Consider the following 20,275-nt stretch of genomic DNA (forward strand, 5'->3'; position numbering starts at 1 on the left):
GACCTTGGTCCCCGATCACCGGGGCCCGCGGCCTCTTTCTGCGCCCGTCGAGGTACCGGAAAGTGGACCCATGTCCTCTGCGGAACCCCGAGCGATGGATGCCCAAGTGATGGAAGTCCGAGCGATCGAGCTGATCCGCCGGGTGCGGTACGGCCGGCTGGCGACCACCCGTCGGGCTCTCCCGTTCCTGGCGGTGGCCCGCCATGTCGTGATCGACGGGCGTGTGGTCCTGCGAATGCACAGCGGTCTCGGGCACCACGAGTCGTGCGACGGCACCGTCGTCGCGTACGGAGTGGACAACTTCGACGCGGCGGCCACCGGCGAGAGCGCCGGCGAGGACAGCGGCGCTCTGTGGTCGGTGCAGTTCACCGGACCCGCCGAGGTCGTGCACCCCACGGAGGAGCAGCGCACGCGCTTCGGTGCGGCGCCGCTGCAGGTCAACGGCGAACCCTTCGAGCCGGTCTATCTCCGCCTCGACACGCACTTCGTCACCATGCACACTCTGGACTTCCACGCAAGTCAACCGAGCCACCACACAGCGTGATCTAACATTTGGTGAGTGCCGCGCTCATCTGTAACCCTCCCGCCTGTTCCGCCGGTCGGCGAGGTGCTGCGCCGCTATCCGAACGCCGGTGAGCCCCTCACCTGCAAGCCCATCACCCTGGGCCTCCTCAACCACGGCTACCGCGTCTCCACCACCCGCGGCTCGTACTTCCTCAAGCACCACCTCGACGACTCCACCGGCGACCGCGCGACGATCGTCCGCCAGCACCGCGCCACCCAGCGGCTGCAGTCGCTCGGGGTGCCCGTCGCCCCGCCCGTCGAGGACACGAAGGGCGACACGGTCACGGAGATCGGCGGCCGGTGCTACGCCCTGCATCCCTGGGTCGACGGACTGCACCGGGTCGGCGCCCAGCTGACCACCGCCCAGTCGCAGCGGCTCGGGGCGCTTCTCGGAGCCGTACACACCGGGCTCGCGCAGGTGATGGAGAGGGGGGTGGCCCAGGTGCGCGGACATGCCGGCCCGGACGCCGCCGACACGTTCGCCCTGATCGACGATCTGCTGGCCGCGGCGCGCGGCCGGCGCCCCCGGGACGCCTTCGACGAGCTGGCCGAACACCGCCTCGTCGAGCGCCGCGCCCTGCTGGAGCAGTACGCCGACCACCGGCCGCCCACCCCCGACATCCCGGCGACCGGCTGGGTGCACGGCGACTTCCACCCGCTGAACGTGCTGTACCGGGACGAGGACCCGGTGGCGATCATCGACTGGGACCGGCTGGGGGTTCAGCCGCGCGCCGAGGAGGCGGTGAGGGCCGCGGTGATCTTCTTCGTACAGCCGACCGGGAAGCTGGAACTGGAGAAGGTACGGGCGTACGCGCGGGCCTACCGGCGGGCAGCCGGGGCGAGCGCCGCCGAACTCGCCGCCGCGGTGCACCGGGTGTGGTGGGAGCGGCTCAACGACTTCTGGATACTGCACTGGCGGTACCGCCTGCACGACCGAAGGGCCGACCCGCAGTTTCCTGCGGTGTCGGCCCTGGCGGTCTGGTGGACGCGGGAGTACGAGACGGTGCGCGAGGCCTTCACCGAGTGAGGGCCCCGGCACATCAGGGAGTGGTGCCCGCGGCGGTTCCCGCCGTTCCGTTGACACCGGTGGTGGTCCCGCCGTCGCCGGCCGTGCCCCCGTCGGTCGTCGTACCACCGTCGGTCGTCGTACCACCGTCGGTCGTCGTGCCCCCGTCGGTCGTCGTACCACCGTCCGTGCTCGTACCGCCGTCGGTCGTCGTGCCGCCACCGGTGGTGCCGGTGTCCGGCGGGGTGGTCGTCTCGGACGGGGCCTCGGACGGTTTGCTGGGCGTGGTGGACGGGGAGGTGGACGGCTGCCAGCTCGGCTGCTGCTCCCCGCCGGTTGTTTCGTCCTGCGGCGGGACCACCTTCGTGTCCTCGTCGCTGGGCGCCTCCGAACTCTTCGTCGGCGCCGGGGTGCTGGAGGTCGTGGTCGGCGTCTTTCTGTGGTTGTTGTCGCCGGTGTTCGCCGCGTTGACCGCGATGGCGACACCGGCCCCGATCGCGATCAGCGCGAGGACGACGAACAGCCAGAGCTTGCCGCGTCCGCCGTCGCCCCCGTGACCGCCGTCGTATCCGCCGTCGTCCGGGTTCATCGGCGGCAGGATCGGGCCCTGCGAGGTGTCCCCGTGCTGCGGGTGCCCCATCGCCATCGTGCCGCCCGCCATGCCCATGGCGGGGGTGTGGCCCCCCTCGTGCACGGCGACCGGGCCGGTGTTCCAGGTACCCGTGTGACCGCCCTGCACCTGAAGCATCTGCAGGCTGTACTGAACCAGCCCGCGCATCTCCTCGGCGCTCTGGAACCGGTCGTCCGGGTCCTTCGCGAGCGAACGCATGACGAGCCCGTCCAGCTCCGGCGGCACCATGTCCGCGACCTCGGACGGCGGGACCGGGATGTCCTGGACGTGCTGGTAGACGACGGACAGCGGCGTCTCACCCGTGAACGGAGGCCGCAGAGCGAGGAGTTCGTACAGCAGACAGCCGGTGGCGTACAGATCGGAGCGGTGGTCGACGGCCTTGCCGAGTGCCTGCTCGGGGGAGAGGTACTGCGGCGTTCCCATGACCATGCCGGTCTGGGTCATCGTCGACTGCGCGCCGTGCAGCGCACGGGCGATGCCGAAGTCCATCACCTTGACCGCACCGGAGTGCGTGATGATCACGTTCGCCGGCTTGATGTCGCGGTGCACGATGCCGTGCTGATGGGAGTAGGCGAGGGCCTCCAGCACGCCCGAGACGATGATCAGCGCCTGCTCCGGCGGCGGGGCCTCGGCATTGAGCAGCAGGTCACGGATGGTGCGGCCCTCGACGAGCTCCATCACGATGTACGGGACGGTCTGGCCACCCACGACGTCCTCGCCGGAGTCGTACACCGCGACGATCGCGTGGTGGTTGAGGCCCGCGACCGACTGTGCCTCACGAGTGAACCGGGCCTTGGAGACCGGGTCCTCGGCGAGATCGGAACGCAGGAGCTTCACTGCCACCGTACGTCCGAGCCGGACGTCCTCGGCCGCGAACACCTCGGCCATGCCGCCCCGGCCGAGCCGGTGCGTCATCCGATAACGTCCGTCACCGACCACACCGCCGATGCCCCAGGAGTCGGCCGCATCCGAAACTCCGCCGCCGTTTGCTTCGGGTCCGGGTGCCATCAGTCCTCGCCGTCGTATCTGTCCGCGCGTCCGCGCGTTCTCACGGTGTCTTGCATGCCTTGCTGCATTGCCACGTCACGCTACAGCCTCTGTCGGACACCCCGTTTCGAGAGGGACGGGCCATCCAACCGGCTGCCGCACCGCTCACGCAAATTCCATGCGGTTCCTGTAACGCTTCCGAGACGCTTCTTGTGCATAGGGTCACGGAACGGGTACCCGGCTTGACGTGACGTACCCCTCGGGCAGACTTGGCGCGTAATAGGGATCTTCGCGTGAGACGCGCGCCTAGGGGGAGCAAGTCATGAGCCAGGACGGCGCACACGGTGCCCAGGGTCGCTACGCGGGCGGTTCGGTCGCCGGTGGCCGTTACCAGCTCCGCGACCTGCTCGGCGAAGGCGGAATGGCGTCCGTATATCTGGCGTACGACTCCGCGCTCGACCGCCAGGTGGCGATCAAGACGCTGCACACGGAGCTGGGGCGCGAGCAGTCCTTCCGTGAGCGGTTCCGGCGCGAGGCGCAGGCTGTTGCCAAGCTGCAGCACACCAACATCGTCTCGGTCTTCGACACCGGCGAGGACGAGCTCGGCGGCGCGCTGATGCCGTACATCGTCATGGAGTACGTGGAAGGGGAGCCGCTCGGCTCCGTACTCCAGGCGGACATCCGTAACTACGGTGCGATGCCGGCCGAAAAGGCGCTCAAGGTGACCGGCGACGTGCTGGCCGCGCTGGACACCAGTCACGAAATGGGCCTGGTCCACCGCGACATCAAGCCCGGCAACGTCATGGTGACCAAGCGCGGTGTCGTGAAGGTCATGGACTTCGGCATCGCCCGCGCCATGCAGTCGGGCGTCACGTCGATGACGCAGACCGGCATGGTCGTCGGCACCCCCCAGTACCTCTCTCCCGAACAGGCCCTCGGCCGTGGCGTGGACGCGCGCTCCGACCTGTACTCGGTCGGCATCATGCTGTTCCAGCTGCTGACCGGCCGGATCCCGTTCGACGCGGACTCCCCGCTCGCCATCGCGTACGCACACGTCCAGGAGGAGCCGGTCGCGCCGTCCTCCATCAACCGGTCGATCACCCCGGCGATGGACGCGCTGGTGGCCCGCGCGCTGAAGAAGAATCCGAACGAGCGCTTCCCCAGCGCGGCGGCGATGCAGGACGAGATCACGCGCGTGCTGAACGCGGGCGGCCGGACCGGCGCCCCGGTGATCGTCGGCGGCGGCGCACCGGCGAACAGCGGCTCGGGCGTCGGCTCGGCGGTCTTCCCGCCGGTCGACCAGTCCACACCTGCGCCGCAGAGCGTGCAGATGCCGTACCAGCCGCAGCAGTACCAGCAGCAGCCCGGCCCGTACGGCCCGCCGACACCAACCCCTGCCCATTCCCCGTCGTACGGCTACCCGCAGGCGAACCAGGCGTACGGGACCCCGACTCCGGTGCAGCATCAGTACCGGACACCGGCGCCGTACGACATCGCCCCGCAGCCGGTGGGTGGTGGCGGTTCCGGCAGCGGTGGTGGCAGCAAGCGGAACATGCCCGTGATCGTGGGCTCGATCGTGGTTGCGCTGATCGCGATCGGCGGGCTGATCACGGTGCTGTCGCTGAGGGACGACCCGGGCTCGGACTCGGGCAACGGCGGCGACCCGAGCAGCTCGACAGTGGCCGGCGAGCACAAGGATCCGGAGCGGAACCGGACGATGAAGACCGAGGACTGCACGGACGCCATGGAGGACAACGACGACCCGAACAAGGTCGACGCGCCGAGCTTCCTGTACAAGGACATCGTCTCCGCGAAGGAATGCGCCCTGGCCGCGGGCTGGACGATCAAGACGATCGAGGTCGCCGGGAACACCTATGCCGAGGACCAGATCATCGACCAGTTCCCCTCTGCGGGTACCGCCATCCCCGAGAAGGGCGCCCACTTCGAGCTGCGCATCTCCACCGGCGACCCGGCCTGAGCAAGCCGGTAGCGCTGTTCGGCGGTAGCCCGTTCAGCGGTACCGCTGCTCGACGGCAGCGCTGTTCGTACGGAAGTGACAGCCCGGCACGCGTGAGGTGTGCCGGGCCGGTTCGCCTTCTGTTCCACCGGATGCCGGACATATCGGTACATGTGACGCTGGCCTCATGGCTTCAGGACTCCTCCCCCCATGGGCTTCGAGGTGCCTGGCCTGCCTGGTGATAGCGACGGGGGCGGCGCTAGGGCCGGTGCAGGGTCAGGCGCGCGCGGATCAGCGCGAAACCGGCTGGACGCCGGGGTCGACACGCAGGCCGACCAGCCCATCGGCAGCCGCCCCGGCGGCCCCCGAGACCCCCACGACTCCCCCCTCCTCTCCGTCCACCGGGCCGTCCGCCGACTCCCCGGCCGAGCCGGCCGCCGCTCCCCCGGCCGATCCGCCGGCCGCCCCTTCGGCCGATACCCCCATAGCCCCACCGGCCGAGCGGCCCATCGCCCCTTCGGCCGAACCGCCGTCGAAACCTCCTAATCGGGCGACTGCGACCCCGTCCGACAGCGCCCCGGCCACCCCCTCCGCCCCGGCGTCGCCGTCCGCTTCCGACCGGCCCTCGCCCTCGCCGTCCGCTTCCGACTCCCGCTCGCCATCGCCCTCAGCTTCCGACTCCCACTCGCCATCGCCCTCAGCTTCCGACTCCCACTCGCCCTCCGCTTCCGACCGGCCCTCACCCTCGCCGTCCGCCGGCTGGTCCACCCGACGGCCCGCGCACCCAAAGGCGCAGCCCCCGCTGGCCGGGCGAGAGGCCGGGGAAGGGCGGCTGCGGCCCGGGCGGCCGTTCTCCACGCAGGAGCTCGCGAAACGGGACGACTCTTTCGAGCAGTCCGACCAGTTGCCTGCCGCGACGGCCCCGGCGGTACCGCCCTCGGCGACGATCACGGCGACAACCACGGTCAGCGGCTCCCCGGTGCCGGGCCGGTTCGCGCCGCAGGGCCTCGAACAGCCCGCCGCGCGGCAGGTACAGCTGGTGTCGCTGGGCACCGGAATCGCCCTGATAGGGCTGGGTCTGGGCTTCCTCGGACTCCGTCTGCGCCGTACGAACTGAACGGCTCAGGGGGCTTGCACCGATCGACATACTCGGTATACATACTGAGTATGTCGATCCGCCATGGGCTCCTGGCCCTCCTGGAGCGCGGGCCTCGCTACGGCTCCCAGCTCCGCACCGAATTCGAGTCGCGCACCGGCTCCACCTGGCCCCTGAACGTCGGCCAGGTGTACACAACACTCAGCAGGCTGGAACGCGACGGCCTGGTCATCCAGGACGGCGAGGACGACCAGGGCCACGCCCTCTACTCGATCACCGACGACGGGCGCACCGAGCTGCGGAACTGGTTCGAGACACCCGTCGACCGCAGCAGCCCGCCCCGCGACGAGCTGGCGATCAAGCTCGCCATGGCGGTCGGCGCGCCCGGAGTCGACATCCGGGCCGTCATCCAGTCCCAGCGCCACCACACGGTGAGAGCGATGCAGGACTACACCCGGCTGAAGGCGCAGGCCCTCGCCGACGTCCCGGGCAACCGCGACGAGGTGGCCTGGCTGCTCGTGCTGGAACAGCTGATCTTCCAGGCCGAGGCCGAGGCCCGCTGGCTGGACCACTGCGAGTCGCGGCTGGTCCGTCTCGCCGAGGCCGCTGCCACGGATCCGGAACCAGAGGCGCGTACGGCCAACCATGCCCAGGCGCGCACGCCTGCCCGCCCGCGTACACGGCGCTGATCACTCGCGTACGCAGCACCGGCTGTTCTCGATCGCGGCGCTTGCCCGCCCGCATGCGGCGCCGGCCGCCTTCTGCCACGTCGCAGGCCGCCCGCGTACCCGGATTTGACCACAGACCATTCCTGAGGGGGAACCACTCACCATGTCCTCGCACGACCCGTCCGCAACCCCGTCGCCCCGGCTGTCCGCCGCGCCCCTGCCGGTCGACGCTCCCGTGCTCGAACTCCGCGCCCTCACCCGTACCCACGGAACCGGCATCGCCGAGGTGCACGCCCTGCGCGGCATCAACCTCTCGGTGCACACCGGTGAACTCGTGGCCGTGATGGGCCCGTCCGGCTCCGGCAAGTCCACCCTGCTCACCCTGGCCGGTGGTCTCGACACCGCGACCGGCGGCCAGGTGATCATCGAGGGGCAGGACATCTCCGCCCTCGGCCGCAAGGGCGTCGCGGCCCTGCGCCGACGCAGCGTCGGCTATGTCTTCCAGGACTACAACCTGATCCCGGCGCTGACCGCGGCCGAGAACATCGCCCTGCCGCGCGAGCTCGACGGGGTCTCCGTGCGCAAGGCGCGCAAGGAGGCGCGGGCCGCGCTGGAGGAGATGAACCTCCTGCAGATCGCCGACCGGTTCCCCGACGAGATGTCCGGCGGCCAGCAGCAGCGGGTCGCGATCGCCCGCGCGCTGGTGGGGGACCGGCGCCTGGTGCTCGCCGACGAACCGACCGGGGCACTCGACTCCGAGACCGGTGAGGCCGTCCTCGCCCTGCTGCGCAATCGGTGCGACCAGGGTGCGGCCGGGGTGATGGTGACGCACGAGCCGCGGTACGCCGCCTGGGCGGACCGGGTCGTGTTCCTCCGGGACGGCTCGATCGTCGACCAGACACTGACCGCCGGTGCCGACTCGCTGCTCGCCGCCGAGGGCGCCAAGTGAGCGTGTTCACGGGCTGGCGTGCCGCCCTCAGGATCGCCCGGCGCGACGCGATGCGGGCCAAGGGCCGCAGCGCACTGGTCGTCGCGATGATCGCACTGCCGGTGCTCGGGGTGACGGCCGCCGATGTGACGTACCGCAGTGTGGAGCCGACCCGGGCCGAGAAGCTGACGGCCTCGATGGGCTCCGCGGACGCGCTGTTCAGCGATCCGGGGATGGGGGCAGGTGCGATCCAGCAGATGCCCGACGGGCAGTCGTACAGCCCGGCTTCGGAGGACAGCGCGGGGCCGGGCGACGAACCCGTTCCGCCGATCGACATAAGAACCGCGCTTCCCAAAGGTGCGCACGCGATCAGCCTTCAGTCCGTCCCGGCCACCGTCACCACCAAGTACGGCATCACCACCGCCGACATCGTCGAGTTCCGGACGTCGGACCCGATGGCCCGCGGCAAGGTCGCCCTCGTGCGGGGCGCCTTCCCGCACGGCGACGGCGAGATGGCTGCCACGGAGCCCTTCCTGACGAAGTCGGGGCTGCACGTCGGTTCGCGCACCACTCTGCACGGAGCCGAACGCACGTACACCATCACCGGTGTCGTCGAACAGCCCGACGACCTCAAGTCCGCGGCGCTGTACGCCGAGCCGGGGGCGGTCATCGCCCCGTGGACGAACACGGCGAAGCACGACAAGAAGGTGCTGCCGCCGAACGCCGACTCCAAGGAGTGGCTGGTCAAGGGAGCCGAAGGGGCCGGCGTGAGCTGGTCCGACGTGCTCGCCGCCAACGCTCAGGGTGTCCTCGTCGTGTCCCGGCAGGTCGTCATCGACCCGCCGCCGGACTCCGAGGTCCCGATGGCCCGGTCCATGAGCGGCAGCTCGTACGGCGGTTCCGAGGAACTCAGCGCGGCACTGATCACCGTGGTGGCCATGGCCGTCCTGGAGCTCGTGCTGCTCGCCGGACCGGCCTTCGCGGTCGGCGCCCGCCGCTCCCGCCGCCAGCTCGGACTCGTCGGTACGTGCGGTGGCGACCGGCGCCATGTCCGGGCCGTGGTCCTCTCCGGTGGGCTGGTGCTCGGCGGCGTCGGTGCCGTGGCCGGTGTCGCGGCCGGATTCGCGCTCACGGCGGTGTTCCGCCCGATGATCGAGGGCTGGGCCGGACACCGCTTCGGATCGCTGGCCGTGCACCCGTCGGAGCTGCTGATCATCGCCGTGATCGGCCTGGTCACCGGTCTGCTGGCAGCCCTCGTACCCGCGATCGTGGCGAGCCGGCAGTCCGTGCTGGAGTCGCTCAGCGGCCGCCGCGGCATCCGCCGCAGCTCCCGGGTACTGCCGGTGCTGGGCTCCATCACCCTGCTGATCGGCATCGCGGTCTCGGTCTACGGCGGCACCAGCGGCAACTCGACACTGGTCGCCGGCGGATCGGTCGTCGCCGAACTCGGCCTGCTCGGCTGCATCCCGGTGATCGTCGGATTCCTCGGACGACTCGGCCGCAGGCTGCCGCTCTCCCCGCGGATGGCGTTGCGCGACGCGGCCCGCAACCGGGGACGTACGGCCCCCGCGGTCGCGGCCGTGATGGCAGCCGTCGCGGGTTCGGTGGCCATCGCCACCTACATGTCCAGCGGCCAGGCCGAATCGGAGTTCGAGTACACGGCGAACCTCACCCCGGGCACGGTCGCGCTCATCGCCTCCGACGGCAAGGCGGTCGACCGGCTCCCGCTCGCCCGCTCCGCCGTCGAACGCAACCTCGCCGTCACCGGTGGACACGCCGAAGTCGGCCGGGTCTGGGCGGGCAGCGACTGCAACGTCTACTACGAGGAGGAGAACGGCTGCGGCTCGGTCGAGCTGATCAAGCCCGCCGGCAAGGGCCACTCCTGCCCGCTCGTCGGCAAGGGCGCGAAAAAACTCGCCGCGAGTCTCTCCGCCGAAGAGCACAGGAAGCTGATGCGGTCCCCCGCCTGCCTGGACGAGTTGATGTACGCGAGCCCGTTCATCGGCCTGGCGGACGGCGTCATCCTGGGCGACGCCAAGTTTCTCTCCACCTATGTGAAGCTCCAGGACCCCGCGGCCGCCAAGGCCCTGGCCGCCGGCACCCCCGTGCTGCTCAACCCGGCGTACGCGAAGAACGGCGAGGTCATCCTCAAAGCCGTCCACAAGTACAACGACCGCGACAAGAAGAACCGCAAGCTGCACCCGGGCAAGGCCGAAACCCGCACCGACCGGCTGAAGGTGTATCAGGCACCCGAGCAGTACGCCACCACACCCGGGGTTCGCATGATCCTGCCCCTGCAGACGGCGAAACAGCTCGGTCTGCACACCGAGATGTACGGCAGTGTCTACGCGGTCGCCCATGAGCCGACGGACAGCGAGGACCAGCGGGTCTCGGCAGCGGTCGAAGTGGCCGGCGGCGGGATCTATCTCCAGTCGGAGAGGGGTCCGTCCGGGCGGCAGGACACGATCCTGCTGTTCCTCTCCCTGTTCGCCGGAGTGGTGACCCTGGGCGCGGCCGCGATCGCGACCGGTCTCGCCAAGGCCGACGCGGAGGCGGACCTCACCACGCTCAGCGCGGTGGGCGCACCCCCACGCGTACGGCGCACCCTCTCCGGCTTCCAGTGCCTGGTCGTCGCGCTCACCGGCGTCCTGCTCGGCACGGCAGCCGGTCTGGTGCCCGCGGTGGCGCTCCGGCTCATCGATCTGCGTGAGGCCGTGAAGAACATGCGGGTGCAGCCGATGGAGTCCGCCTACACGCCGATCGTGCTGCCGTGGGCGACGATCGGGTTGCTGGCCGTGGTGGTGCCACTGCTGGCCGGGCTGGGTGCGGCGGCGTTCACCCGCTCACGGCAGACCGTGGCGCGCCGGGCCGGGTGACGCGCGGCCGGACACCGCGGTCGAAGGCTGATTGCGGGGCTGACCGGGCGGTTTCGTTGCCCCCGAGAATGGTGGATCAACCGTAATCGGGGGCACCACCCTGTTGAACAGCACGTGTGCGAGACAATGGCGGCATGGAGATGCCGAGGAATGAACGGTCGCACGAGCACCCCCAAGTCCTCGTAGTGGGACAGGACGGCATGGCGATCGGCGGCGGCGGTGGCACTGACGACGAATCGCGTGAGGTCCCGGTGACAGAAATGGTCGAACAGCCCGCGAAGGTCATGCGCATCGGCAGCATGATCAAGCAGCTCCTGGAAGAGGTCAGGGCGGCTCCTCTCGACGAGGCGAGCCGGGTCCGGCTCAAGGAGATCCACGCAAGCTCCGTCAAGGAGCTGGAGGACGGCCTCGCGCCGGAGCTGGTGGAGGAGCTCGAACGACTCTCCCTGCCGTTCACGGAGGAGTCGGTCCCTTCCGAAGCGGAACTCCGGATTGCACAGGCCCAGTTGGTGGGCTGGCTGGAGGGTCTCTTCCACGGCATCCAGACCGCACTGTTCGCCCAGCAGATGGCGGCCCGCGCGCAGTTGGAACAGATGCGCCGTGCGCTTCCGCCGGGCAGCGGTCACGAGGACGACGACGGCTCGGACCCGCACGGAGCGATCCGATCGGGCCCGTACCTGTAAGGGCCGTACGCCGGCCTTTCCGCACCTCAATCTCATCCACGTACATACCGACAGCGGGCCCGGCACACAGAAGCGTGTGCCGGGCCCGCTGTGTCTCCGGCTGCGTTCAGGCCGCAGCCGGCGTGCGCAGGAGCACCTTGCCGATGTGGGTGCTGGACTCCAGCACCCGGTGGGCCTCCGCGGCGTCCGACATCGGCAGCGTACGGTCCACGATCGGCCGGACCACGCCACTGCCGATCAGCGGCCACACATGCTCGCGCACGGCGGCGACGATGGCGGCCTTCTCGGCGAGCGGACGGCCGCGCAGGGACGTTGCGGTGATCGCGGCGCGCTTGTTCAGCAGAGCGCCCAGATTGAGATCGCCGTTGACGCCACCTTGCAGGCCGATGATGGCGAGCCTGCCGTTGACGGCGAGCGCCTTCACATTCCGGTCCAGGTACTTCGCACCGACGATGTCGAGGATGACGTCCGCGCCCGCCCCGTCCGTCGCCTTGCTCAGCTCCTCGACGAAATCCTGCTCCCGGTAGTCGATCAGGATGTCGGCTCCGAGCTCCGCGCACCGCGCCAGCTTCTCGGGACCGCCCGCAGTCACCGCGACCCGTGCGCCCACGGCCTTGGCGAGCTGGATCGCCATCGTGCCGATACCGCTGGAGCCACCGTGCACCAACAGCGTCTCGCCGGGGCGCAGATGGGCCACCATGAACACGTTCGACCAGACCGTGGCCGTCACCTCGGGCAGCGCCGCGGCCATCACGGGATCGACGCCGTCCGGTACGGGCAGCAGCTGCCCGGCAGGCACGGCGACCTTCTCCGCGTACCCGCCGCCCGCGAGCAGCGCACACACCTCGTCGCCGACCGACCAGCCGGTGACGCCGGGGCCGACCTCCGTGATCCGGCCGGCGCACTCCAGACCGGGATACGGGGACGCGCCGGGCGGTGGGCTGTAGAAGCCCTGCCGCTGCAGAACATCGGCGCGGTTGACCGCGCTGGACACGACCTCGACGAGGACCTCGCCCTCGCCGGGTACGGGATCGGGGACCTCGGCCCATACGAGCGCCTCGGGGCCACCGGGTGCGGGGATTGTGATCGCATGCATGGCGGCGAGGCTACTCCGTGGCGGCGGCGCGACGGGTAGGCGGCGGGGTTACGACGCGTCGCGGTCGCCTGCCGTCCGAGGCGGACGACACGTTGCCCGCCTCCGTCCGAAGCACGCGCGACTCACCGCAGGCGAGTCACCGCAGGCTGTCACACCCCTTGCTGGCGCGGCGTAGTCAGTGGCGAGGCGCCGCCCGAGACACGCACAATCGTGATCAGGCGGTCCGTCAACTGCAGCGGGCCGGCCGCCGGATCGTCGTAACCGATCAGCCGGTGGCCGCGCAGCACACTCACGACCAGATCGTCGGTCTCCCGGACGCTCTTGCCGACCTCCGCCTTTATCACCGGCCGTTCGACAAGATCGAGGCCGGTGCCCTGCTGGATGAGATCCTCCATCACCGTGCCCGCACTGGGACTGAGGACGGAGAGGCCGAGCAGCCGGCCTGCCGCACTGGCGCTGGTGATCACGGCGTCGGCGCCGGACTGCCGCAGCAGCGGAGCGTTCTCCTCCTCGCGGACCGCAGCGACGATCTTCGCGCCGCGATTGAGCTGCCGCGCGGTCAGCGTGACCAGCACCGCCGTGTCGTCGCGCTGGGTGGCGATGATGATCTGCCGCGCCTTCTGGATCTCGGCCCGCAACAGCACATCGCTGCGCGTCGCATCGCCGACGACACCCACGAACCCTTCGGCGTTGGCGGACTCGATCACCTTGGTCGCCGGGTCGACGATCACGATCTGTTCCTTCTTCAGCCCGGTGGCACAGAGCGTCTGGATCGCCGACCGGCCCTTGGTGCCGAAGCCGACGACAACTGTGTGGTCACGCAAGTTGGTTCTCCAACGGTTCAGCCGGAAGTCCTCCCGGGTCCGCTCCGTCAGGACCTCCAGGGTGGTGCCGACCAGAATGATCAGGAAGAGCACGCGCAGCGGTGTCACGAGCAGCACATTGGTCAGCCGTGCGCTGTCGCTGTACGGGGTGATGTCGCCGTACCCCGTGGTGGAGAGGGTGACCGTCGAGTAGTAGACGGCGTCCAGCAGATCCACCGAGCCATCGGCGTCGTCGTGGTAGCCGGAACGGTCGAGCCAGACGATCAGCACCGTGGCGGCCAGGACCAGTATCGCCATCAACAGCCGCTTGGCGACCTGCCGGAGAGGCCGGTCGACGACTCGGCGCGGAAGCAGGATCCGGGTGGGCACGAGGTGCTCGTCGACCCGCCGGGCCATCGCGTCGTGGCCGGGAAGTTTCACGTGAAACACCCTTCCGTCCACGGCGTCGCCGAGGCCCACGGCAGATCGAGGATCTCCACCTCGGTGCCGGACCGTACCCCGCCCGGTGGTACGACGGCCAGGCCGTCGGCGGCGGCGATCCCGCGGAGCATGGCCGGGCCGTTGTAGTGCAGAGGTACGACGTGCTCGACGCCGGCACCTGCCCCGTTACCTGCCGGGCTGCCGGCGCCCTTTGCCGATCCGACCCGATGGACGACGGGGACCAAGCGGGTGTCGTGCGGGTGGCCGTGCACCTCGTCGCGTACGACGACCCGGTACGGCTCCTCCGGCGCGCGGCCGGCCAGCCCACGCAGGAGAGGCTCGGCGAGCGTGACGAGACCGGAGACGGCGGCGAGCGGATTGCCGGGCAGTCCGACGAGATACGGGCCATCGGAGGGCAGCCGGGCCAGCAGCATCGGATGGCCGGGGCGTACGGCGACGCCGTCGACCAGCAGCCCGGCACCGATCTTGGCGAGGACCGGGTGGACATGGTCGACCGGACCCGCCGCAGTGCCTCCGGTGGTGATGACAAGGTCCGCGTCTGAGGTGGTGAGGGCGTGCTGGAGAGCCTCCGCGTCGTCGCCGAGACGGCGCGGGGCGGAGACCTCGGCGCCCAGGGCCCGCAGCCAGGGTCCGATCATGGGGCCCAGAGCGTCCCGGATCAGCCCGTCGTGCGGCAGACCGGCGGTGAGCAGTTCGTCCCCGAGGACGAGGACGTCGACACGCGGGCGGGGGACCGTCACCAAGTCGTCGTATCCGGCAGCGGCGGACAGACCGAGGACAGCGGCCGTCACCAGGGTTCCGGCGGGCAGCAGTTGATCGCCGGAACGGCACTCCTGGCCGCGCGGCCGGATGTCCTGCCCGGGGACCACCTGCCGTTGTGCGTGCAACATCCCCTTGGCCTCGTCCACATGGGCGTGTTCGCTACGGATCACGGCAGTGGCATTCGCCGGGATGCGGGCGCCTGTGGCAATCCGTACGCCCTCACCGTCGGGGAGCGGGGCCGGGGCGCTGTGCCCGGCGAGGATGCCCAGCTCTCCGCTCCCGCCTTCGCTCCTGCCGAGAGCCCAGGGGCCGGGTCCGGCGACGACCCAGCCGTCCATGGCGGACGTGTCGAACGACGGCAGATCGGTGAGTGCGGCCAGGGGTTCAGCCAGCACGTGTCCGAGGGTCCGGTCGAGGGAAAGCCGCTGGGTACGGGGGGCGGCGCCGTGCCCGGCCCGCGCGGCAAGAGCACGGGCCTCACGCCAGGCGGTGGCCTGTCCGCGCCGGTCTCGAGCGGGGGCCTGACCGGAACTCCGGCCGGAATCGTGACCGGAACCGTTGGCAGGACCGTTGCCGGGCTTCCGGTCGGGGCTGTGACCGGGGCTCCGGTCATCGCTGTGCCCAGGACTGCGGTCAGAACTCCGGCGAGGACTGACCCCGGAACCACCGGCGCTGAGGCTGGGGCTGGGTCCGTGTTCGGTGCTCTGACCGGAACTGCGCCCAGCGCTCTGTTGGGGGCTCTGCACCGAGGCCCTGACCTGGGGCTGCGACTGAGCCACGAATCGAGGCTCACGCGAGGACTGCCCCGCAACCAGCGCGAGAGCCTGATCGACAGCGCGGTCCTCCTCGGCGGCATGGGCTGCCTCGGCGGCGCGGGTCTGCCCGGCGGCGCGGTCCTGCTTGGCGGCGCTGGCCACGTCGGCCGCCCGGGGCACATCGGCAGCTCGGGTCACTTCCGCTACCGGGGCTTGCTCATCGCCGTGAGCCACCCCGGCCACCCGGCCGGCCTCCGTCGAGCAGGCCCGCTCGACGGCACCGGCTTCCTTCTCGGCGCTGGTCACCCCGACCGCCCGGACCGCAGCGTCTTCCGACGGAGTAGCCGCGGCGGCATGCTCAGCCGTCGGCGGCCTGCTCCCCGGATCCGGTGGAGGCCCCGGTGCCCGTTCCGCCGCCGGGCCGCCTTCGGCATTGGGCTGGTACGCCGTCATGGCGTCTCGGCCTCGTCCGCCCAGCGGAGGGCAAGCGCGGCCGCCTTGCGAGCAGCCTCGGCCACCGCCTCGGGACCGCCCCCGCCGTTGCTCGCCTTCGCCGCCGCGTACCCGACCAGAAACGTCGTCAGGGGCGCGGCGGGCCGGGCGACACCGTGGGCGGCATCGCGGGCGAGGTCGAGCAGGACGCCGGTGTCGACGTCGAGTTCGATGCCCAGTTCGTTCTTGACTGCGGTGATCCATTCGTCCAGCACGGTCCCATGCTCTCTGATACGGGCCCGGGCCGCGGCAATGTCTTCCCAGGTGTCGCAGTCGAACGAGGCGAGCGGACCCGCCTCGACGCGGGCGAGGTCCAGTTCGTGTGTCAGCAACCGCAGCGGCAGGCCGGCCAGACCATCGTGCTCCGTGGCGAGCAGAGCCAGCTCGCGGCGGAGCGGTTCGGCGCGGTAGACCGCGACCAAGGGCTGGTCCCGGCCGTCCTGATCGACGCACAGGGCCCCGTCGCGGTCCCCGTGCCCGGCGGCGGCCAGCAGCGCCTCGACCGTGCTCTCCCCCAGGAACGGGAGGTCGGCGGAGAGTACGAGCACGCGCTCCGCACTCGTATGCCGTACCCCGGCGCCGAGTGCCGCCAACGGGCCACCGCCCTGCGGCTCTTCGCGCGTCCAGGTCACAGCGCGCGGCGTGGGCCGCCGACCGCCCACCACGACGGTGCCGGCGGCATCGGTGCAGGCCGCGAGCACCCGGTCGAGCAGTGCCCGGCCACCGACCCGAACGGCCGGTTTATCGGCACCCCCGAGGCGCTTTGCGGCCCCTCCGGCAAGAACGATGGCGTCATACGCGGTCATGCCCCGAGTATGCGTGCCATACGCCCCCGTTGAACCTCCCCGCCCTCTCCCTCCCGTCTTCCTCCTACAACGTGCGCAGCAGCAACGCCGGTTGTTCCACGCAGTCGGCCACGTATCGCAGGAATCCGCCCGCCGTGCCGCCGTCGCAGACCCGGTGGTCGAAGGTCAGCGAGAGCTGGACGACCTGGCGCACGGCCAGCTCGCCCTGGTGCACCCACGGCTTGGGCACGATCCGGCCGACACCCAGCATCGCCGCCTCGGGGTGGTTGATGATCGGCGTGGACCCGTCGACCCCGAACACCCCGTAGTTGTTCAGCGTGAACGTGCCGCCGGTCAGCTCCGCCGGCGTCAGCGTGCCCGTCCGGGCCGCCTCGGTCAGCCGACCGATCTCGGCGCCGATCGACTCCGCGTTACGGGACTGCGCATCCCGTACGACAGGGACGACCAGCCCTCGCTCCGTCTGGGCCGCGAAGCCGAGATGGACCGCGGGCAGCCGCACGATTTCCCGGGCCTCCAGATCCACCGTGGAGTTGAGCTCGGGGAACCGGGCCAGGGCCGCCGTGCAGATACGGGCCAGCAGGGCAAGCACCGACACCTTGGGGCCCGCGGTCGGACCACCGGCGCCGTTCATCGCGGCTCTGGCAGCCATCAGCTCGGTGGCATCCGCGTCGACCCAGCACGTGGCATCGGGAATTTCGCGCCGACTGCGCGCCAGCTTGTCGGCGACCGCGCCCCGTACACCGCGCAACGGAATCCGCTCCCCGGCAACCGGGGCCGACACCGGCGCCGGCCCCGAGGCAGTGGGCGACACCGGGACCGGGACCGGGATCGGCACCGACGGCACCACCGCCGTCCCGTTCACCGCAGCCCTGATCGCGGATTCGACATCGGACCGCAGAATCAGCCCGTCGCGCCCCGACCCCGTCAGCTGCCGCAGATCGAGATCGTGCTGCCGCGCCAGCCTCCGTACCAAGGGGGAGACGACCGCCACGGGCCCCGACGCCACATCGGGAACCGGCCCAGGGACCGGTTCCGGGGCCGGAGCAGAAGCCATCACAGGCACCGTGGCCGACTCCGCCGCCGGCGCTGCGGCAGCCGAAATCGCCTCGGGCCGCACCCGCCGGCGTCGCGCCGCCGGCGCCCCCGTCCCGTACCCCACCAGCACATTGCCGGACGACTCGGCCCCGGCGGCTCCCGTACTTGAGAGATCCCCGGGAAGGTCACCCTCCGTGGACCCCACAGCCACCGTCAACAACGGTGCACCGACCGGAAGTTCCGTACCCTCCTCACCGAAGCGTGCGGTCACCACGCCCCCGTACGGGCACGGCACCTCCACCATCGCCTTGGCCGTCTCGACCTCGACGACCGGCTGGTCGATGGCGACCACGTCGCCGACCTCCACCAGCCACCGGACGATCTCCGCCTCGGTCAGCCCCTCGCCGAGGTCGGGCAGCTTGAATTCGAGCACCTGCGGCATCAGCTCTCCGCCTCCCACTGCAGCCGCGCGACCGCATCGAGCACCCGGTCCACGCCCGGCAGATGGTGCCGCTCCAGCATCGGCGGCGGATACGGGATGTCGAACCCGGCGACCCGCAGCACCGGCGCCTCCAGGTGGTGGAAGCAGCGCTCGGTGATGCGAGCTGCGATCTCCCCACCGGGGCCGCCGAACCCGGACGACTCATGGACGACGACCGCTCGACCGGTACGCCGCACGGAAGCGGCGACCGTCTCGTCGTCGAACGGCACCAGCGAACGCAGGTCGACCACTTCGAGGTCCCAGCCCTCCTCGACGGCCGCCTCCGCGGCTTCCAGGCAGACCGGCAGGGACGGCCCGTACGTGATCAGCGTCGCGCTGCGCCCGGGACGGCGGATCACGGCCCGCCCGATCGGCTCGACCTCCACCGGCGCGTCCGGCGACCATGCCGCCTTCGACCAGTACAGCCGCTTCGGCTCCAGGAAGACCACCGGATCGTCGGAGGCGATCGAGGCCCGCAGCAGCCCGTATGCGTCGTCGACCGTCGCAGGCGTGACGACGTGCAGGCCCGGCGTCGCCATGTAGTAGGCCTCCGAGGAGTCGCTGTGGTGCTCGACCCCGCCGATCCCGCCGCCGTACGGCACCCGCACCGTGATCGGCAGCGGCATGGCGCCCCCGGTCCGGTTCCGCATCTTGGCGACATGGCTGATGAGCTGCTCGAACGCCGGATAGGCGAATGCGTCGAACTGCATCTCCACCACAGGCCGCAGCCCGTACATCGCCATGCCGACGGCCGCACCGAGGATGCCCGCCTCGGCCAGCGGCGTGTCCGTACAGCGGTCCTCGCCGAACTCCTTCGCCAGCCCGTCGGTGATCCGGAAGACCCCGCCGAGCGTGCCGACGTCCTCACCGAGGACGTGCACCGTCGGGTCCTCGGCCATCGAGTCACGCAGCGCACGCCCGAGAGCCTGCGCCATGGTGGCCGGCTTGGCCCTGTCCGTCTGCTCGCCGGCCATCGCCACCGTGGTCATCGGCCGTCCCCCGCACCGCTCGTACCGTCCTGGCCCTGCTCGGCGTCCAGCTCCACCCGCAGCCGGGCCGCCTGCTCCCGCAGCTGCGCGGTCTGTTCCGCATAGACATGGGCGAAGAGGTCCATCGGGTCGAGCACCGGATCGGCGTTCATCCGCTCACGCAACCCGGCCGCCATCCGCTCCGCAGCCGCGCGCGCCTCCTCGATACCGTCCTCGCCGAGCAGCCCGCGCGCGGTCAGTTCCCGCTCCAGAAGCTGGATCGGGTCGTGCGCCCGCCACGCCTCCACCTCGTTCTCGCCGCGGTAGCGCGTGGCGTCGTCAGCGTTCGTGTGCGCGTCCATCCGGTACGTCACGGCCTCGACCAGGGTCGGGCCGCCACCCGCCCGGGCCCGCGCCACCGCTTCGCCGAGCACCTGGTGCACGGCGGCCGCGTCATTGCCGTCGACCAGCCGGCCCGGCATGCCGTACCCCACCGCCTTGTGCGCCAGCGACGGCGCCGCCGTCTGCTTGGCCAGGGGTACGGAGATCGCAAATCCGTTGTTCTGCACCAGGAAGACCACCGGGGCCCGCCAGACGGCCGCGAAGTTCAGCGCCTCGTGGAAGTCGCCCTCGCTGGTCCCGCCGTCGCCGACCATGGCGAGCGCCACCACGTCGTCCCCCTTGAGCCGCGCCGCGTGGGCCAGACCCACGGCGTGCGGCAGCTGGGTGGCGAGCGGGGTGCAGAGCGGGGCGATGCGGTGCTCGCGCGGGTCGTAACCGGTGTGCCGGTCACCGCGCAGCAGGGTCAGTGCCTCGACCGGGTCGAGGCCGCGCGCCACCGCCGCGAGCGTGTCGCGGTAGCTGGGGAAGAGCCAGTCGCGCTCCTCCAGCACCAGCGCCGCAGCTATCTCGCAGGCCTCCTGTCCGGTGCTGGACGGGTAGACGGCGAGCCGGCCCTGCTTGGTGAGGGCGGTGGCCTGGGCGTTGTACCGCCGACCGCGCACCAGCTCGGCGTAGAGCCGCAGCAGCAGCTCGGGGTCTGCGTCGGCCACGGCGTCCGTACCGAGCACGCGGTACGGCTCGGGGTCCGGGAGCAGCGGCGCGGGGTCGGTGAGCGGCTTCCAGGCCGGGGGCGGCGTGGGCCGGTAGGCGGCCGCGCCGGGCAGCTCTTGGACCGTCATGACAAGCACCTCCTGGCATCGAGGGATATCGAGCAGCG

General features: G+C 71.0%; 17 protein-coding genes. 8 read left to right on the plus strand and 9 right to left on the minus strand.

The features are described from left to right. Positions 1-70: 70 nt before the first annotated feature. Together ACIA8E_RS13690 and ACIA8E_RS13695 are read left to right on the plus strand one after the other, a co-directional pair. Complete coding sequence (locus ACIA8E_RS13690; RefSeq protein WP_399297673.1) at positions 71-544, plus strand: pyridoxamine 5'-phosphate oxidase family protein; 474 nt, start codon at positions 71-73, stop codon at positions 542-544. 63 nt (positions 545-607) lie between these two features. Beyond that, on the plus strand, positions 608-1,591 hold the full coding sequence (locus ACIA8E_RS13695; protein ID WP_399298131.1) for a phosphotransferase: 984 nt from the start codon (positions 608-610) through the stop codon (positions 1,589-1,591). Positions 1,592-1,604: 13 nt separating this feature from the next. On the opposite strand, the gene ACIA8E_RS13700 is transcribed toward ACIA8E_RS13695, so the two are convergent. Beyond that, positions 1,605-3,209 (minus strand): protein kinase, encoded by a 1,605-nt coding sequence (locus ACIA8E_RS13700; RefSeq protein WP_399297675.1) that lies wholly within the window; start codon positions 3,207-3,209, stop codon positions 1,605-1,607. A gap of 301 nt (positions 3,210-3,510) precedes the next feature. Here ACIA8E_RS13700 and ACIA8E_RS13705 point away from each other — a divergent pair, with 301 nt between their 5' ends. After that, positions 3,511-5,166 carry a protein kinase gene (locus ACIA8E_RS13705; RefSeq protein ID WP_399297677.1) on the plus strand — a complete coding sequence of 552 codons (1,656 nt, stop codon included), beginning with the start codon at positions 3,511-3,513 and terminating at the stop codon, positions 5,164-5,166. A gap of 270 nt (positions 5,167-5,436) precedes the next feature. Here the strand turns inward: ACIA8E_RS13705 and ACIA8E_RS13710 are convergent, their stop codons facing one another. Beyond that, positions 5,437-5,913 carry a hypothetical protein gene (locus ACIA8E_RS13710; protein ID WP_399297679.1) on the minus strand — a complete coding sequence of 159 codons (477 nt, stop codon included), beginning with the start codon at positions 5,911-5,913 and terminating at the stop codon, positions 5,437-5,439. A 136-nt stretch (positions 5,914-6,049) separates the two neighbouring features. Between ACIA8E_RS13710 and ACIA8E_RS13715 the strand changes: the two genes are divergently transcribed. From ACIA8E_RS13715 to ACIA8E_RS13735, 5 genes are all read left to right on the plus strand, one after another. Beyond that, positions 6,050-6,262: a hypothetical protein gene (locus ACIA8E_RS13715; RefSeq protein ID WP_399297681.1), complete on the plus strand. Its 213-nt coding sequence runs from the start codon at positions 6,050-6,052 to the stop codon at positions 6,260-6,262. Positions 6,263-6,312: 50 nt separating this feature from the next. Further along, complete coding sequence (locus tag ACIA8E_RS13720) at positions 6,313-6,930, plus strand: PadR family transcriptional regulator (protein ID WP_399297683.1); 618 nt, start codon at positions 6,313-6,315, stop codon at positions 6,928-6,930. 142 nt (positions 6,931-7,072) lie between these two features. Next, positions 7,073-7,858, plus strand: a complete 786-nt coding sequence (locus tag ACIA8E_RS13725; protein ID WP_399297686.1) for an ABC transporter ATP-binding protein — start codon at positions 7,073-7,075, stop codon at positions 7,856-7,858. Continuing rightward, on the plus strand, positions 7,855-10,713 hold the full coding sequence (locus ACIA8E_RS13730) for an FtsX-like permease family protein (RefSeq protein ID WP_399297689.1): 2,859 nt from the start codon (positions 7,855-7,857) through the stop codon (positions 10,711-10,713). Before ACIA8E_RS13725 ends, ACIA8E_RS13730 begins: the two co-directional genes overlap by 4 nt. Before the next feature lie 134 nt (positions 10,714-10,847). Next, the gene (locus tag ACIA8E_RS13735; protein WP_078879122.1) at positions 10,848-11,396 is read left to right on the plus strand and encodes a bacterial proteasome activator family protein; all 549 of its coding nucleotides are present in this window, start codon (positions 10,848-10,850) and stop codon (positions 11,394-11,396) included. Between the two features lie 106 nt (positions 11,397-11,502). On the opposite strand, the gene ACIA8E_RS13740 is transcribed toward ACIA8E_RS13735, so the two are convergent. The 7 genes from ACIA8E_RS13740 to pdhA all read right to left on the minus strand — a co-directional run bounded on the left by ACIA8E_RS13740 (position 11,503) and on the right by pdhA (position 20,237). After that, the gene (locus tag ACIA8E_RS13740) at positions 11,503-12,492 is read right to left on the minus strand and encodes an NAD(P)H-quinone oxidoreductase (RefSeq protein ID WP_399297691.1); all 990 of its coding nucleotides are present in this window, start codon (positions 12,490-12,492) and stop codon (positions 11,503-11,505) included. 149 nt (positions 12,493-12,641) lie between these two features. After that, positions 12,642-13,775, minus strand: a complete 1,134-nt coding sequence (locus ACIA8E_RS13745) for a potassium channel family protein (protein WP_399297693.1) — start codon at positions 13,773-13,775, stop codon at positions 12,642-12,644. Further along, positions 13,733-15,472, minus strand: a complete 1,740-nt coding sequence (locus ACIA8E_RS13750; protein ID WP_399298133.1) for a molybdopterin-binding protein — start codon at positions 15,470-15,472, stop codon at positions 13,733-13,735. The genes ACIA8E_RS13745 and ACIA8E_RS13750 overlap by 43 nt, the downstream gene beginning before the upstream one ends. A 251-nt stretch (positions 15,473-15,723) precedes the next feature. Further along, positions 15,724-16,572 carry an NTP transferase domain-containing protein gene (locus ACIA8E_RS13755; protein WP_399297695.1) on the minus strand — a complete coding sequence of 283 codons (849 nt, stop codon included), beginning with the start codon at positions 16,570-16,572 and terminating at the stop codon, positions 15,724-15,726. A 64-nt stretch (positions 16,573-16,636) separates the two neighbouring features. Beyond that, the gene (locus tag ACIA8E_RS13760) at positions 16,637-18,049 is read right to left on the minus strand and encodes a dihydrolipoamide acetyltransferase family protein (RefSeq protein WP_399297697.1); all 1,413 of its coding nucleotides are present in this window, start codon (positions 18,047-18,049) and stop codon (positions 16,637-16,639) included. Then, on the minus strand, positions 18,049-19,077 hold the full coding sequence (locus ACIA8E_RS13765) for an alpha-ketoacid dehydrogenase subunit beta (RefSeq protein ID WP_399297699.1): 1,029 nt from the start codon (positions 19,075-19,077) through the stop codon (positions 18,049-18,051). Before ACIA8E_RS13765 ends, ACIA8E_RS13760 begins: the two co-directional genes overlap by 1 nt. Beyond that, positions 19,074-20,237 carry a pyruvate dehydrogenase (acetyl-transferring) E1 component subunit alpha gene (gene pdhA, locus ACIA8E_RS13770; protein ID WP_399297701.1) on the minus strand — a complete coding sequence of 388 codons (1,164 nt, stop codon included), beginning with the start codon at positions 20,235-20,237 and terminating at the stop codon, positions 19,074-19,076. The genes ACIA8E_RS13765 and pdhA overlap by 4 nt, the downstream gene beginning before the upstream one ends. Between the last annotated feature and the right edge of the window lie 38 nt (positions 20,238-20,275).

The organism is Streptomyces sp. NPDC051664 (assembly GCF_044453545.1).
In the GTDB taxonomy this organism is placed as follows: domain Bacteria; phylum Actinomycetota; class Actinomycetes; order Streptomycetales; family Streptomycetaceae; genus Streptomyces.